Source organism: Streptomyces sp. NPDC020379, from assembly GCF_044387105.1.
Taxonomy (GTDB): Bacteria; Actinomycetota; Actinomycetes; order Streptomycetales; family Streptomycetaceae; genus Streptomyces.
The window spans coordinates 61,196-76,482 of sequence record NZ_JBIRVR010000024.1; the positions used below are offsets into that span (position 1 = coordinate 61,196).

12 protein-coding genes are annotated in these 15,287 nt (G+C 73.0%); 10 read left to right on the top strand and 2 right to left on the bottom strand.

Features of this window, described 5'->3' with window-relative positions; all coding sequences use genetic code 11:
- The first annotated feature begins 74 nt into the window (after positions 1-74).
- The 8 genes from mce to ACH427_RS26715 all read left to right on the top strand — a co-directional run bounded on the left by mce (position 75) and on the right by ACH427_RS26715 (position 11,633).
- The gene (gene mce / locus ACH427_RS26680) at positions 75-515 is read left to right on the top strand and encodes a methylmalonyl-CoA epimerase (RefSeq protein ID WP_398873322.1); all 441 of its coding nucleotides are present in this window, start codon (positions 75-77) and stop codon (positions 513-515) included.
- 179 nt (positions 516-694) lie between these two features.
- Positions 695-5,416 (top strand): polarized growth protein Scy, encoded by a 4,722-nt coding sequence (gene scy, locus ACH427_RS26685; RefSeq protein ID WP_398873324.1) that lies wholly within the window; start codon positions 695-697, stop codon positions 5,414-5,416.
- A 114-nt stretch (positions 5,417-5,530) separates the two neighbouring features.
- Positions 5,531-6,469 carry a cellulose-binding protein gene (locus ACH427_RS26690; protein ID WP_087926230.1) on the top strand — a complete coding sequence of 313 codons (939 nt, stop codon included), beginning with the start codon at positions 5,531-5,533 and terminating at the stop codon, positions 6,467-6,469.
- 170 nt (positions 6,470-6,639) lie between these two features.
- Positions 6,640-7,629, top strand: a complete 990-nt coding sequence (locus tag ACH427_RS26695; RefSeq protein ID WP_398873326.1) for an ABC transporter ATP-binding protein — start codon at positions 6,640-6,642, stop codon at positions 7,627-7,629.
- Positions 7,630-7,633: 4 nt separating this feature from the next.
- Positions 7,634-8,407: an ABC transporter permease gene (locus ACH427_RS26700; protein ID WP_398873328.1), complete on the top strand. Its 774-nt coding sequence runs from the start codon at positions 7,634-7,636 to the stop codon at positions 8,405-8,407.
- 153 nt (positions 8,408-8,560) lie between these two features.
- Positions 8,561-9,451 (top strand): hypothetical protein, encoded by an 891-nt coding sequence (locus tag ACH427_RS26705; protein ID WP_398873330.1) that lies wholly within the window; start codon positions 8,561-8,563, stop codon positions 9,449-9,451.
- Between the two features lie 89 nt (positions 9,452-9,540).
- Positions 9,541-10,752, top strand: a complete 1,212-nt coding sequence (locus tag ACH427_RS26710) for an ABC transporter ATP-binding protein (RefSeq protein WP_398873332.1) — start codon at positions 9,541-9,543, stop codon at positions 10,750-10,752.
- Positions 10,749-11,633 (top strand): ABC transporter permease subunit, encoded by an 885-nt coding sequence (locus ACH427_RS26715; protein ID WP_398873334.1) that lies wholly within the window; start codon positions 10,749-10,751, stop codon positions 11,631-11,633. The genes ACH427_RS26710 and ACH427_RS26715 overlap by 4 nt, the downstream gene beginning before the upstream one ends.
- Positions 11,634-11,648: 15 nt before the next feature.
- On the opposite strand, the gene ACH427_RS26720 is transcribed toward ACH427_RS26715, so the two are convergent.
- On the bottom strand, positions 11,649-11,981 hold the full coding sequence (locus ACH427_RS26720; RefSeq protein ID WP_398873336.1) for an ATP/GTP-binding protein: 333 nt from the start codon (positions 11,979-11,981) through the stop codon (positions 11,649-11,651).
- Positions 11,982-12,186: 205 nt separating this feature from the next.
- Here ACH427_RS26720 and ACH427_RS26725 point away from each other — a divergent pair, with 205 nt between their 5' ends.
- Positions 12,187-13,212, top strand: a complete 1,026-nt coding sequence (locus ACH427_RS26725; protein WP_398873338.1) for an LLM class flavin-dependent oxidoreductase — start codon at positions 12,187-12,189, stop codon at positions 13,210-13,212.
- A 548-nt stretch (positions 13,213-13,760) separates the two neighbouring features.
- On the opposite strand, the gene ACH427_RS26730 is transcribed toward ACH427_RS26725, so the two are convergent.
- Complete coding sequence (locus ACH427_RS26730; RefSeq protein WP_361531685.1) at positions 13,761-14,153, bottom strand: SCO5389 family protein; 393 nt, start codon at positions 14,151-14,153, stop codon at positions 13,761-13,763.
- Positions 14,154-14,383: 230 nt separating this feature from the next.
- Here ACH427_RS26730 and nucS point away from each other — a divergent pair, with 230 nt between their 5' ends.
- Entirely contained in the window at positions 14,384-15,046 is a 663-nt protein-coding gene (gene nucS, locus ACH427_RS26735; RefSeq protein ID WP_116213924.1) for an endonuclease NucS, read from the top strand.
- Positions 15,047-15,287: the final 241 nt, after the last annotated feature.

A 15,287-nucleotide genomic window follows, 5' to 3' on the forward strand; every position in this document is an offset into this window, starting at 1 on the left:
CGCCGGGTCACCGGGCCGCGGGTGTGATCGCGCGCACGTTGCGTAACCGCGGCGGCGAGCGGTGCACTGGTTCCATGCTGACGCGTATCGACCACATCGGGATCGCTTGTGCGGACCTCGACACGACCGTCGAGTTCTACCGTGCCACGTACGGCTTCGAGGTGTTCCACACCGAGGTCAACGAGGAGCAGGGGGTGCGCGAGGCCATGCTCCGGATCAACGGGACGGACGACGGCGGGGCCTCCTACATCCAGCTGCTGGAGCCCACCCGGCCGGATTCGGCGGTCGGCAAGTGGCTGGCCAAGAACGGCGAGGGCGTTCACCACATCGCGTTCGGTACGCCGGATGTCGACACCGACGCTGCCGAGATCGGCGGCAAGGGCGTACGCGTCCTCTATGAGCAGCCGCGGACGGGTTCCATGGGCTCCCGCATCACCTTTCTGCACCCCAAGGACTGCCATGGCGTACTGACCGAACTGGTCACCTCGGCACCCCCCGCGGACCAGGAGCACTGACCCGCACCTCCCCCGGCCGGTAGAGTGCAGGTTCGGCCGGGGGTACGGGGTGGGGCCCCGGGCCGGGCTGTACCGATGATCTGACACCATTTCTTCGGAAGGGCAGGCTCCGGGTTCCTCCGGTTTATGCGGGACGGGGCCGGCCGCCAACGCGACCAGGGGACGGATGGGACCGCGCAGTGCGGGGCAACGACCGCTACGAGGCTGACGACCACCTCTCGCAATTCGAAGCCGAGATGGAGCGGCTGAAGAAGGAGCGGGAGAAGGCGGTCCAGCACGCCGACGACCTCGGCTATCAGGTCGAGGTGCTGCGCGCCAAGCTGCACGAGGCGCGCCGCAATCTCGCCCACCGTCCGGCATACGACACCGCCGATATGGGTTACCAGGCGGAGCAGTTGCTCCGTAATGCCCAGATTCAGGCGGAACAGCTGCGGACCGACGCGGAGCGCGAGCTCCGCGAGGCGCGTGCCCAGACGCAGCGCCTGCTCCAGGAGCAGGCCGAGCGGCAGGCCCGGATGGAGGCCGAGCTGCACGCGGAGGCCGTCGCCCGCCGCCAGCGCCTGGACGAGGAGCTCAACGAGCGCCGCCAGACCGTCGAATCACACGTCAACGAGAACGTCGCGTGGGCCGAGCAGCTGCGCGCCCGCACGGAGTCCCAGGCCCGGCGCCTGATGGAGGAGTCCCGGGCGGAGGCCGAGCAGTCCCTCGCGACGGCCCGCGCGGAGGCCCAGCGGCTCACCGAGCAGGCCCGTGGCCGGCTCAGCGCCGCCGCGGACGAGGCCCGTGCCGAGGCCGAGGCGCTGCTGCGCCGTGCCCGCGCCGACGCCGAGCGGCTGCTGGCCGCCGCGTCCGCGCAGGCGCAGGAGGCCACCGACCACGCCGAGCGGCTGCGCACGGCGACCAGCGCGGAGTCCGACCAGGCGCGCGCGGCCGCGGCCGAGCTGACGCGCACGGCGGAGGCCCGTCTCGCGGAGGCCGACGCGGCGCTGCGCGAGGCGCGGGCCGAGGCGGAGAAGGTCCTCACCGAGGCGCACGACTCGGCCACCCGGAAGCTGACGTCGGCGGAGTCCGAGCACGAGCAGCGCTCCCGTACGGCGAAGGCCGAGATCGCCCGCCTCGTCGGCGAGGCCACGAAGGAGGCCGAGGCCCTGCGGGCCGAGGCCGAGCAGCTGCGCGACGACGCCAGGGCCAAGGCCGAGCGCCTGCTGGCCGAGGCCGCGGAGAACGCCCGCAGCGCCGCCGCGGAGGACTCCGCGGCGCAGCTCGCGAAGGCGGCGCGGACGGCCGAGGAGGTGCTGACCAAGGCGTCCGAGGACGCCCAGGCCACCACCAAGGCCGCGGCGGCGGAGGCCGAGCGGATCCGCCGCGAGGCGGAGGCCGAGGCCGAGCGGCTGCGCGAGCAGGCCGCGGACACCGCGGAGCAGCTCAAGGGCGCGGCGAAGGACGACACCAAGGAGTACCGCGCCAAGACCGTCGAGCTCCAGGAGGAGGCACGGCGGCTGCGCGGCGAGGCCGAGCAGCTGCGCTCCGAGGCGGTCGCCGAGGGCGAGCGGCTGCGTGGCGAGGCCCGGCGGCAGGCGCTCCAGCAGATCGAGGAGGCGGCCAGCACCGCCGAGGAGCTGCTCGCGAAGGCGAAGGCCGACGCGGAGGAGACCCGCGCCGGGGCGAGCGCCGAGAGCGAGCGCGTGCGCACCGAGGCCGCCGAGCGCGCGGCGAGCCTGCGCAAGCAGGCCGAGGAGGCGCTGGAGCGGGCCCGCGCCGAGGCCGAGGAGATGGCCGAGGAGGCCGAGGACCACGCGGAGCGCACCCGCACGGAGGCCGCCGAGGCCGCCAAGCAGCTGCGCGAGGAGGCCGAGCGGGCCGCGGAGGCGCGGCGCGCGGAGGCCGCCGAGGAGCTGGCGCGGCTGCACTCCGAGGCGGAGACGCGCGTGGCGTCCGCCGAGGAGGCGCTGCGCGAGGCGCGCGCGGAGGCGGAGCGGCTGCGCCGCGAGGCCGCGGAGGAGACGGAGCGGAGCCGTACGGAGGCCGCGGAGGCGCGGCGCGCGCTCCAGGCGCAGGCCGAGACGGAGGCGGAGCGGCTGCGTGCCGAGGCCGCCGAGGAGGCGTCGGCCGCCCGCGCCGAGGGCGAGAGCGCCGCCGCGCGGCTGCGGAGCGAGGCCGCCGCGGAGGCGGAGCGGCTGAAGTCCGAGGCGCAGGAGGCCGCGGACCGGATGCGGGCCGAGGCGAACGCCGCCGCGGAGCGCACGGCCGCCGAGGCCGCCGAGGCCCTCGCGGCCGCGCAGGAGGAGGCCGCCCGCCGCCGCCGTGAGGCGGAGGAGCTGCTGGGCGACGCCCGTACCGAGGCACAGGCGGAGCGTGAGGCGGCGCGCGAGCAGAGCGAGGAGCTGCTGGCTTCGGCGCGCAAGCGGGTCGGTGAGGCGCAGGAGGAGGCCCGGCGCCTGGTCGAGGAGGCGGAGCAGCGCGCCTCGGAGCTGGTGACGGCCGCGGAGCAGACCGCCCAGCAGGTGCGGGACTCCGTCGCGGGGCTGCACGAGCAGGCCGAGGAGGAGATCGCCGGGCTGCGTTCGGCCGCCGAGCACAACGCCGAGCGGACGGTCACCGAGGCGCAGGAGGAGGCGGACCGGGTCCGCGCCGACGCCTACGCCGAGCGGGAGCGGGCCGGCGAGGACGCCGCCCGTACCCGCGCGGACGCGCAGGCCGCGTCCGAGGCCGCGAAGTCGCTCGCGGAGCGCACGGTCTCCGAGGCGATCGCCGAGGGGCAGCGCCTGGAGGCGGAGGCCGCCCGGGTGCTGGACGAGGCGCGCGAGGCCGCCAACACCCGCCGTTCGGAGGCCGCGGAGCAGGCCGACGAACTGCTCGCCGAGGCCATGTCCGAGGCGGAGAAGCTGATCACCGAGGCCGAGGCCGCGGTGGTGACGGCGCGGCAGGAGGCCGACGGTCACCGGGCGGAGGCGGCGGAGCAGGCCGACCGGCTCAAGGCGGACGCCGAGGCGGAGGCCGAGCGGCTGCGCGCCGAGGGCGCACAGGCCCTGGAGACCGCACAGCGCGAGGCCGCCCGCACGACGGACGAGGCACGCGAGGAAGCCAACGCCCGCCGCACCGAAGCCGCCGAACAGGCCGACGAACTGCTCGCCGAGGCCACGGCCGAGGCGGAGAAGCTCGTCGCCGAGGCGAAGCGCACGGTGGAGGAGGCGCGCGAGGAGGCCGACGGCCACCGCGCGGAGGCCACCGCGGAGGCGGAGCGGCTGGTCGCCGAGGCGACGCGTACGGTGGAGGAGGCGCGGGCGACCGCGGAGGAGCTGGTCGCGAAGGCCACGGCCGAGGCCGACCGCATGGTCTCCGACGCGTCGGCGAAGGCGCAGCAGATGCGTACGGACGCGTCCGACGCGCTGGCCTCCGCCGAGCAGGACGCGGCGCGGGCGCGGGCCGAGGCGCGCGAGGACGCCAACCGGATGCGCACCGAGGGCCACGCGGAGGCGGAGCGGATCGTCAACGCGGCGGCCGAGCTGACCTCTTCGGCGCAGGACGACGCCGACAAGATCGTGGACGAGGCGCGCGAGGCGGCCAACGCCCGCCGCACGGAGGCCGCCGAGCAGGCCGACGAGCTGCTCGCCGAGGCCACGGCCGAGGCGGAGAAGCTCGCCGCCGAGGCCGCCCGCACCATGGCGGAGGCCCGCGAGGCCGCCGAGGCCCACCGGGCGGAGGCGGCGGAGCAGGCCGACCGGCTCAAGGCGGACGCCGAGGCGGAGGCCGAGCGGCTGCGCGCCGAGGGCGCACAGGCCCTGGAGACCGCACAGCGCGAGGCCGCCCGCACGACGGACGAGGCACGCGAGGAAGCCAACGCCCGCCGCACCGAAGCCGCCGAGCAGGCCGACGAACTGCTCGCGCAGGCCACGGCCGAGGCGGAGCGGATGGCCGCCGAGGCCGCGAAGGCGCTGAGCTCCGCGCAGGAGAACGCCAACAGCACGCGCGCGGACTCCGCGAAGCTCAAGGCCGACGCCGTCCTGGAGGCCGAGCGGGTGCTCGCCGAGGCGCGCGCCGAGGGCGAGCGGACGATCGACGCGGCGCGGGACGCGGGCGCGCAGAAGCTGACGGAGGCCGCCGAGAAGGCGGACGCCCTGATCGCCAAGGCGCAGGAGGAGGCCGTACGGACGGCGGCCGCCGCCGAGGAGCAGGCCGACACCATGGTCGGTGTGGCCCGCCGCGAGGCGGAGCGCATCGTCACGGAGGCCACCGGCGAGGGCAACGCCCTGGTGGAGCAGGCCCGTACGGACGCCAACACGCTGCTGGCCGAGGCCCGCGGGGACGCGACCGCCATAAGGGAGCGCGCGGACGAGCTGCGCACCCGCGTGGAGAGCGAGGTCGAGGAACTGCACGACCGGGCGCGCCGGGAGGCGGCCGAGGCGATGCAGTCGGCGGGCGAGCGCTGCGACAAGCTCGTGGCCGCGGCGACCGAACAGCTCGCGGAGGCCGAGGAGAAGGCCAAGAAGCTGGTCTCCGACGCCAGCAGCGAGGCCAGCAAGGTCCGTATCGCCGCGGTGAAGAAGGCCGAGGGGCTGCTCAAGGAGACGGAGCAGAAGAAGGCCGCCGTCCAGCGGGAGTCCCAGGCGCTGCTGAAGGAGGCCGAGGAGAAGAAGGCCGCGGCCGTACGCGAGGCGGAGCGCCTGCGCACCGAGGGTGCGCAGGAGGCCAAGCGCCTGGTCGACGACGGAAAGCGGGAGTTGGAGGCGCTGGTCCGCCGGCGCGAGGACATCAATGCCGAGATTTCCCGTGTCCAGGACGTGTTGGAAGCGTTGGAATCTTTTGAAGCCCCGGGGGCGGGAAGCGCCAAAGAGGGCGGGGTGAAGGCAGCAGCGGTTGCGGGTGCAACTCGATCGGGTGGCAAGCAGTCCCAGAAGTAGCCACTCAAACGGGGGGCCATTCTCCAGATCTGCCAACCGTCCACTCGATGCCACGCCGCTCGCACCCCTAGGATTCCCTCTATCACCTCACCGGTCTCTTATGACAGGAACCCCATGAGTGACACTTCCTCCCCCTTCGGCTTCGAGCTCGTGCGGCGTGGATACGACCGCGGCCAGGTGGACGACCGCATTACCAAGCTCGTCGCCGACCGTGACAGCGCACTGGCGCGAATCACCTCTCTGGAAAAGCGCATCGAGGAGCTCCACCTCGAAACGCAGAATGCTCAGGCCCAGGTCAACGACGCGGAACCGTCCTACGCGGGCCTGGGTGCGCGGGTCGAGAAGATCCTTCGGCTGGCCGAGGAAGAGGCCAAGGATCTGCGTGAGGAGGCACGGCGCGCGGCCGAGCAGCACCGTGAGCTGGCCGAGTCCGCCGCTCAGCAGGTGCGCAACGACGCCGAGTCGTTCGCCGCCGACCGCAAGGCGAAGGCGGAGGACGAGGGCGCCCGCATCGTCGAGAAGGCCAAGGGCGACGCCGCGACGCTGCGCGCCGAGGCGCAGAAGGACGCGCAGTCCAAGCGCGAGGAGGCCGACGCCCTCTTCGAGGAGACCCGCGCCAAGGCCGCCCAGGCCGCCGCGGACTTCGAGACCAACCTGGCCAAGCGCCGTGAGCAGTCCGAGCGCGACCTGGCGTCCCGTCAGGCCAAGGCCGAGAAGCGACTGGCGGAGATCGAGCACCGCGCCGAGCAGCTGCGCCTGGAGGCGGAGAAGCTGCGCACGGACGCCGAGCGCCGGGCCCGTCAGACCGTGGAGACCGCGCAGCGCCAGGCCGAGGACATCGTGGCCGACGCCAACGCCAAGGCGGACCGCATCCGCAGCGAGTCCGAGCGCGAGCTGGCGGCGCTGACCAACCGCCGCGACAGCATCAACGCCCAGCTGACCAACGTCCGCGAGATGCTGGCCACGCTGACCGGCGCGGCCGTGGCCGCGGCCGGCGTGCCCGGTGACGACGAGCCGATCTCGCGCGGCGTCCCGGCCCAGCAGAGCCGCTGAGCGCACGGCGCACGGCCCCGCAGCGACCCCCGTACGCCGACGCCCCGTGTACCGCCGGGAGGCGGCACACGGGGCGTCGGTGTCCTCGGTGCCCCGCCGTCCGCTTTCCGGCTCATCCGGACGGGCGGCCACCGGTGGCGCTGTGGGAGGTATGCCCTTAACGTGGCGGAATGATCGAGCTCCAGGGTCTGACCAAGCGCTACGGCGACAAGCTCGCCGTGGACGGCCTCACCTGCACCGTACGGCCCGGGGTCGTCACCGGCTTCCTGGGGCCCAACGGCGCGGGCAAGTCCACCACGATGCGCATGATGCTCGACCTGGACCGGCCCACCGCCGGTTCGGTCCACCTCGACGGCAAGCACTACCGCCGACTGCGGGATCCGCTGAAGGTCGTCGGCGCGCTGCTGGACGCCAAGGCGATGCACGGCGGCCGCAGCGCCTACAACCACCTGCTGTGCCTGGCGCAGAGCAACGGCATCCCGCGGGCCCGGGTGGCGGAGGTGCTGGACACGGTCGGCCTGACGTCGGTGGCCAAGAAGCGCTCCAAAGGCTTCTCCCTGGGCATGGGCCAGCGGCTCGGGATCGCGGGCGCGCTGCTGGGCGATCCGCAGGTGCTGCTCTTCGACGAGCCGGTCAACGGCCTCGACCCCGAGGGCATCCACTGGATCCGCAATCTGATGAAGAACCTCGCCGCACAGGGGCGTACGGTCTTCGTCTCCTCGCACCTGATGAGCGAGATGGCCCTGACCGCCGAGCACCTCATCGTCATCGGCCAGGGACGACTGCTCGCGGATACCTCGATGGCGGACTTCATCGCGCAGAACTCCCGCTCCTACGTCCGGCTGCGCTCGCCCGACCGGGAGCGGCTGCTGGACGTGCTGGCGGGCGCGGGGATCACCGCCGTGGCGGCCGGCGACGGCTCGCTGGAGGTGGACGGGGCGGACGGCGCACGGCTGGGTGAGCTCGCGGCCCGGCACCAGATCGTGCTGCACGAGCTGAGTCCTCAGCGGGCCTCGCTGGAGGAGGCGTTCATGCGGCTCACCGCCGAGTCGGTGGAATACCACGCGCACAGCGCGCCGGTCCTGGGTCCCGAGGCCGCTCCGGGGCAGCAGCTCCCGGGGGCCGGCTGGGGCGCGGACTGGCAGAAGAAGGGATCCTGAAGCGATGGCGGCGGTGGCGAACCAGGTCCTCCGGTCCGAATGGACAAAGATCAAATCCGTTCGTTCCACGGTGTGGACGCTCGGTCTCGCCCTGGTCGTGACGGTCGCGCTGGGGATTTTGATCAGCGCTCTTTCCAAAAGCAACTTCGACAAACTGTCGGCGAAGGAGAAGATCACTTTCGATCCGACCTTCACGAGTTTCGCCGGCATGGGACTCGGCCAGCTCGCGCTGATCGTTTTCGGGGTGCTGGTCGTCACCAACGAATACAGCACCGGAATGATCCGCACTTCACTGGCGGCCGTACCGCAGCGCGGCACATTTCTCTTCAGCAAGATCACCGTCGCGACGCTGCTGGCGCTGGTCGTCGGCATGGTCACGAGTTTCCTGGCGTTCTTTCTCGGCCAGGCGATGCTGGGCGAGCACAGGACGTCGATCGGCGACACGGGAGTCCTGCGCGCCGTCATCGGCGGCGGGCTCTATATGACCCTGATCACCGTCTTCTCCATGGGCATCGCCACGATGCTGCGCAGCCCGATGCTCTCGCTGGGTATTCTCATGCCGTTCTTCTTCCTCATCTCCAACATCCTGGGCGCGGTCCCGGCCACGAAGAAGGTCGCGCAGTATTTCCCGGACCAGGCGGGCCGCAAGGTCATGCAGGTGATCACGATCGACGACGACGCCCCGTACGGGCCGTGGGGCGGCTTCGCGATCATGGTGCTCTGGGTGGTGGCGGCGCTGGTGGGGGCGTATGTGGTCCTGCGGGAACGAGACGCTTAGCGCCCGGCGCCCGGCCGGGCGGTCTCGCGGAACTCCCCCAGCCGCCTTACCCGGACTCCGCCCGGGTGCCCCCCGGCGGGCCGCGCTCGACCGGCGCGAGCGGCGCCTTCCGGCTCGTTTCGGGACGGTCCCGGCCGGGGAGGGAAGGGGACCGTGGAAAGCGACAGTCTCGGCCACGCCCCCGCCGAGCGGCCCCTGACCTACCCCGGCCGCCCCGTCACCGCGCCCGCCCTGCTCAGCGGCCACACGCTCACCCCGCTGACCCCTGTGCCCGGCGAGCCGCTGGGCGCGTGGCGGGTCGCCACCGGCGCGGCCGGGCAGCCGGTGCTCGACGCCGTGCTCACCGGGCTGGGCTCGGCGACCGCGGGGCGGCGCCACCCGGTCGTCGCGGTCGGCTCCAACGCCTCCCCCGCCCAGCTCCACCACAAGCTCGCCCGCCGGGGCCTGCCCACGACCGTGCCCATGGTCCCGGTGCGGGTGCGCGGCATCGGCGTCGGCTGCTCCGGGCACATCGGCCGGCACGGCTATGTGGCGGCCGCCCCGTACGCCGAGCCGGGCGCCGAACTCACGCTGGTGATCAGCTGGCTGGACACCGCGCAGCTGCGGGAGGTGGACCGCACCGAGTTCAACTACCGCCGCGCCCTGCTGCCCGGCGCCCGCTTCCCCATGCTCATGCCCTCGGGCGAGGCCCTCGGCGGGGCGTATCTCTACGTCAGCCTGCACGGCGTCCTCACCGACACGGCCGACGGCCGCCCGCTGCCCGGCGGCGGCGACCAGCGCGCCCTCCTCACCCGGCTGCTCACCTCCTCCCCCGCCCTGCGGGAGCTGCTCGGGCCCGGCCCGGAGAGCTGGGTGGACCGGGCACGGGCGGACGAGGCCGTACGCCACGAGGGCAAGCGGATCTTCCGGGAGCACGGCTGGGTGCTGACGGACAGCGGCTTTCCCGACCCGGACGGGGTGGCGGATGAGACACCCGTCACACCCCGCGCCTACGCCGATCTCTCCGCACCCCGCGACGGCACGCCCTACCCACCAGTCGCTTGAATCTCACACCATCAGGAACCGTCAGCTCCTCGTTATGCTCCTAACCCTTACGGGGGCTTATGCCCCGAAGAGCTCGCGAGGGGCGGAGCATGATCGAGGCAGTCGGCCTCACAAAGCGCTACGGCGCCAAGACGGCCGTGCACAATCTGTCGTTCCAAGTGCGGCCCGGGACGGTCACCGGCTTCCTGGGCCCCAACGGATCCGGCAAGTCGACCACGATGCGCATGATCCTCGGTCTGGACGTGCCCACGTCCGGCAGCGTGACCATCGGCGGCTACCCCTTCGCCAAGCTCCCCAACGCACCCCGCCAGGTCGGCGCCCTCCTCGACGCGAAGGCGGTGCACGGCGGGCGCAGCGCCCGGCTGCACCTGCTCTCCCTCGCCCAGCTCGCGGGCCTGCCCGCGCGCCGGGTGGACGAGGTGCTCGCCGTCGTCGGCCTCCAGGACGTGGCCCGCCGCCGCTCCAAGGGCTTCTCGCTGGGCATGGGCCAGCGCCTGGGCATCGCGGCCGCGCTGCTGGGCGATCCGCAGGTGCTGCTCTTCGACGAGCCGGTCAACGGCCTCGACCCCGAGGGCATCCTCTGGGTCCGCAATCTGATGAAGCAGCTCGCGGCGGAGGGCCGGACCGTCTTCGTCTCCTCGCACCTGATGAGCGAGATGGCCCTCACCGCCGAGCACCTCATCGTCATCGGCCGCGGCCAGCTGCTCGCCGACATGAGCGTGCGGGACTTCATCGCCGCGAACTCCGCCGGCTTCGCCCGCGTGCGGTCCCCGGACACCGAGCCGGAGGGCCGCGAGAAGCTGACGGCCGCGCTGGTCGAGGCGGGCGGCCAGGTGCTGGCCGAGCCGGACGGCGCGCTGCGCGTCACGGGCGTGCCGCTCCCCCGGATCAGCGACCTCGCGCACGACGCCGACGTCCGCCTGTGGGAGCTCTCCCCGCACCAGGCGTCCCTGGAGGAGGCGTACATGCGGATGACCCAGGGCGCCGTCGACTACCGCTCGACCGCCGACCAGCGCGCCGGTCTGATGCGGGCCGACCCGTACGCCCAGCAGTACGGCTACGGCGTAGCGCAGGGTCAGCCGGGCTGGGGGCAGCCCGCGCAGGGCGGCTGGGGTCAGCCCGCGCCGGCCAACCCCTATCCCGTGCTGACGGGCGAGCAGCCGAATCCGTACGCCGCCGCCCCGCAGGCACCGGCCGCACCCGCCCCGCCCGCTGAGCCCCCCGCGCCGGCCGCCCCGGCCGACGCGCCCGCCACCGCCCCCGCCGACCTGACCAAGCGTGACAGCGAGGACGCCCGATGACCGCCCCCCAGCACCCGCAGCCGCCCGCGCCGCAGGCACCGGCCTTCGCGCCGGAGGCCCCTCAGTGGGGCGGCGGGTACGTCTCCCCGATCCCGGTGCGCAAGGCGAACCTCGCCGACGCGATCGCCTCCGAGTGGACCAAGATCCGCTCCCTGCGCTCCACGATGTGGACGCTGGGCGTCATGGTCGTGCTCGTCTTCGGCATCGGCTGCGCGATCGCGATGGCCGCCAGCGGCATCGACTCCGACAGCGGCGAGAAGAACATGTCGGCCCTGAGCTTCGGCGTCTTCGGCGTGCTGCTCGGCATCATCTGCGTGATCACGCTCGGCGTGCTGACGATCAGCTCCGAGTACGGCACGGGCATGATCCGCACCACCCTGACCGCCTGCCCCGACCGCGCCCGCGTGCTGACGGCGAAGGCGATCGTCTTCTTCCTGCTGGTCTTCACGATCACCCTGGTGTCCACGACGCTGGTCGGCATGGTGGCGGAATCGCTGCTCCAGGGGCAGTGGACGAGCCGCACGACGGGCGAGATGTGGCTGCGCGCCACGGTCGGCGTCAGCCTCTTCGTCGCGCTGATCGGGCTGCTGGCGCTGGCCGTCGGGACACTTGTGCGGCACTCCGCGGGCGCGATCACGACGATGCTCGGCCTGATGCTGCTGCCGCTGGTCATGACGACGTTCATGTACGCGAGCGCGCTGTCCGAGCTGCGGAAGATCCTCCTGCAGTACTCGATCCCCTACGAGCTCTTCGTGCTCTTCGCCTCGGGCTCCGGGCCCGACTCGGGCCCCACGGGCTGGGACCCGGTCTGGATCATGGCGGGCGTGGTGGCGGTCGCCCTGGGCGGCGCGTACGCGGCGCTCATGAAGCGCGACGCGTAGCGCGGGCGCGACGCCTCAGTAGCGAGGCGCGTTACGGGACCGCTGGAGCCGCGCGCTCCGGCGGTCCTTCGCGTTCCAGCACGCCTTGTGCCAGTGCCGCCGGTCCTCCACGCCGCCGCCGTACAGCGGCCACGCCACGAGGTGCGGGACGCCGGGCGGGATCTCCTGGTCGCAGCCGGGGCAGCGGTAGTGCTTGGCGGCCGCGCCACCGCCGACCGTACGGACGGCCCAGTCCTCGCCCTGCCAGCTCTCGCAGCGCTCCAGGCCGTAGCGGTCGCCGACGAACTCGCGCGGGGCGTCGGCTTGATGTTCTGCGCCGCCTCGCGGGCGGTTTCGGCGCGGGGACACGGGGCACCTCGGAGGTCTGGGGGGCTACGGGCCGTAACCAGGTTACGCGTCACGGTGACCGTCCCGGGCGGGCATCCCCCAAGGACCACCCGAGCATTCTCCGATCATCGTTAAAACTTAACGCGAGGCCGTGCCCATGGCACGTGTCAGCCGTTGATTCCGGTGGGGGATGCCGCGTCGGTCGCCAGCAAGGAGATTGAGAGCGATGCGCGTTGGAGCATTCGTCCTGGCCGCGCAGTTCCCCGGCCAGGGGCATGGGGAGGCACTGCACCGGGCCGTCCGGTCGGCGGTGGTCGCCGAGGAGGCCGGACTCGACGCGGTCTGGCTCGCGGAACACCACTTCATTCCGTACGGCGTCTGCCCGTCGGCGGCGACGCTGGCCGGGCTGGTGCTCGGGCGCACCCGGCGGATCGAAGTGGGCACGGCGGTGAGCGTGCTGCCCACGGTGCACCCCGTGGCACTGGGCGAGCAGGCGGCGCTGCTGCACCTCGCCTCCGAGGGCCGCTTCACCCTGGGCGTCGGCCGCGGCGGCCCCTGGGTGGACCTGGAGGTCTTCGGCACGGGCCTGGAGGCGTACCAGGAGGGCTTCCCCGAGTCGCTCGACCTGCTGCTGCGCTGGCTACGCACGCCCCGCGTGAGCGCGGCCGGGCCCCGCTTCCACTTCCGCGAAGTGCCCGTCGTGCCGCGCCCGGACGATCTGGAGGATCGTTCCGGCCCGCCGGTGCTGCTCGCCTGCACCTCGCCCGCGAGCGTACGGCTGGCCGCCGCGCGCGGTCTGCCGATGCTGCTCGGGATGCACAACTCCGATGAAGAAAAAGCGGAGATGGTCGCCCTCTGGCGCAAGTGCGCACTGGAGGCGGGTCGTTCACCCGAGGAGGTCGCGGCGGCCGGTCATGTGTCGGCCGGTGTCGCACAGGTCGGGGACCGGCGGCGGGAGGCCGCGGAGACCCTCCTCAAGGCCATGCCGGGGTGGTTCCACCACGGGCTCGCCGCCTATGAGACGGTCGACGGCCGGCCGCGGCGGATGCGCGACCCGCTCGCCTACACCCAGCAGCTCTGCGAACTCCATCCGGTGGGTCCGCCGCGGCTGTGCGCGGACCGTCTCGCGGCGACGTCCGAACGCACGGGCATCACCCGCTTCGCCCTCCTCACCGAGGGCTCCGGCGACCTCGCCGCGACGGAGGACAACCTCCGCCGACTCGGGTCCGAGGTGCTGCCGCTTCTGGTGTGACGCGCCCGCCGCGCTTCGCGTGCCGCTCGTGGCTGGGTGCTCCGCCGTCGCCGCCTGCGGCGGGAGCGCCCTTGGGGGTCCCCCGGACGAAGTCTGGGGGAGCGTCCTCAAACGCCGGACGGGCTGAAGGGAAAGAGCAGGCGCACCCGGAACGAGCACCCCGGACGAGCTGAAGAGAAGGGGCGCACGCCCACAGCCTGATGTCGCCCTCCGGCGGGAGGGGGTGGGGCTGGAGGGTGGGGTTCTGGAACGCGGTGCGTCGTCACGGCACGCAATAGGCATCAGGGGACCCGCACCGCGTTCCAGGTCCCCAGCCCGGAAGACCCACCCCCGGCACCCACCACAAACCAGCCCGGCCGGCGCTTGAGGCCACCCGAACCCCAACCACACACAACCCGCACCCAGCGAACGCACCCGCACCCAACCGAAGCCCGGCCCGCGATTAAGGCCACCCCACCGAAAGCACAAACAGCCCGCAGGCGGAAGAACGGGCACCCACCATCCCCCAGCGCTGCCGCCCGCACATCGCGAGGCGGCAGCGCCGTGCCTCAGCAGTCCCGCAGGAGCGGGGACTGATTGAGTAACTGGCCACGGATCGAGGTGAAGCGTGCGAGACGGTCGTCGGCCGCCGGGTCGAGCGGGAAGACCGCCACCCGGTGGCAGTTCTGGAACGCCAGGCGGACACCGAAGTGCCGCTCCAGCGCACCACGGATCGCGTCACTCGCCAGGGCTCGCAGCAGCTGGCCACGAGCCTGCTCATCCGGCGGAGGCGTCTGGTTGTCGGCGAACTCGCCACCGTCGATCTTGAGCCGGGCCACCAGGGAGCTGATCATCTCCCACGCGTACGGCAGGGAGGTCCGGACGCAGTCGACGAAATCCGCTTCGTCGACCTCGCCTCGCTCGGCCTGTTCAAGGAGGGCCGGTGAGACGTCGAGCGACATGAGTTCTCCTCTCGCGACCCCGCGAGCGGGGTCTCAGGGATGGGCGAGCGGACGACGACGCCCTGTGCCCGTACGACGACCGCCCGCTTCAACGGTAATTCGGCCACTGCGGGGGCACCAGGAGAACGCAGCAACAACCGGCCACGGCCCAGGGCGTTCGGCAGTCCACCGAAGGGGTCCATCAAGGGCGAATCGCGTCGAGGGGCGGGAGTCGAGTAGCGTGACTGACCATGCGTCTCGTCATCGCCCGTTGCTCCGTGGACTACGCGGGCCGGCTCACCGCCCACCTCCCCTCCGCCCCGCGACTGATCCTCGTCAAGGCGGACGGCAGTGTCTCCATCCACGCGGACGACAGGGCCTACAAACCCCTCAACTGGATGTCCCCGCCGTGCACCCTCAAGGAGGGCGACGGCTCGGTGTGGACGGTGGTCAACAAGGCGGGCGAGAAGCTGATCATCACTATGGAGGAAGTGCTGCACGACTCCTCCCACGAACTCGGTGTCGACCCGGGTCTGATCAAGGACGGTGTGGAAGCGCACCTCCAGGAGCTGCTCGCCGACCGGATCGAGACGCTCGGCGAGGGCTACACCCTGATCCGCCGGGAGTACCCCACGGCGATCGGCCCCGTGGACATCCTCTGCCGTGACGCGGACGGCGCGACGGTGGCCGTGGAGCTGAAGCGGCGCGGTGACATCGACGGCGTCGAGCAGCTCACGCGCTATCTGGAGCTGCTCAACCGCGACCCGCACCTCGCCCCTGTCCGCGGCGTCTTCGCGGCCCAGGAGATCAAGCCGCAGGCCCGCGTCCTCGCGACGGACCGCGGCATCGGCTGCCTCGTCCTCGACTACGACGCGATGCGCGGCATCGAGGACGACAAGCTTCGCCTGTTCTGACCCGTGGTGGGGAAGCTGGGCGGGGAGTGTTTCCGGGGGCCGCGCCCCCGGACCCCGGCTTCTGGGGGCCGCGCCCCCGAACCCCCACCGGGGCTCCGCCCCAGACCCCGCCGAGGCCGCGCCCCGGCCCCGCCCGGGCCCCGCTGACGGGGGCCGCGTAAGCGGATCCAGTTCCGGCCCGCGTCGCCCCCGGCCCACGACCGCTGATCCCGGCGACGGCCCCGCGCCCCCTCAGGGGCGC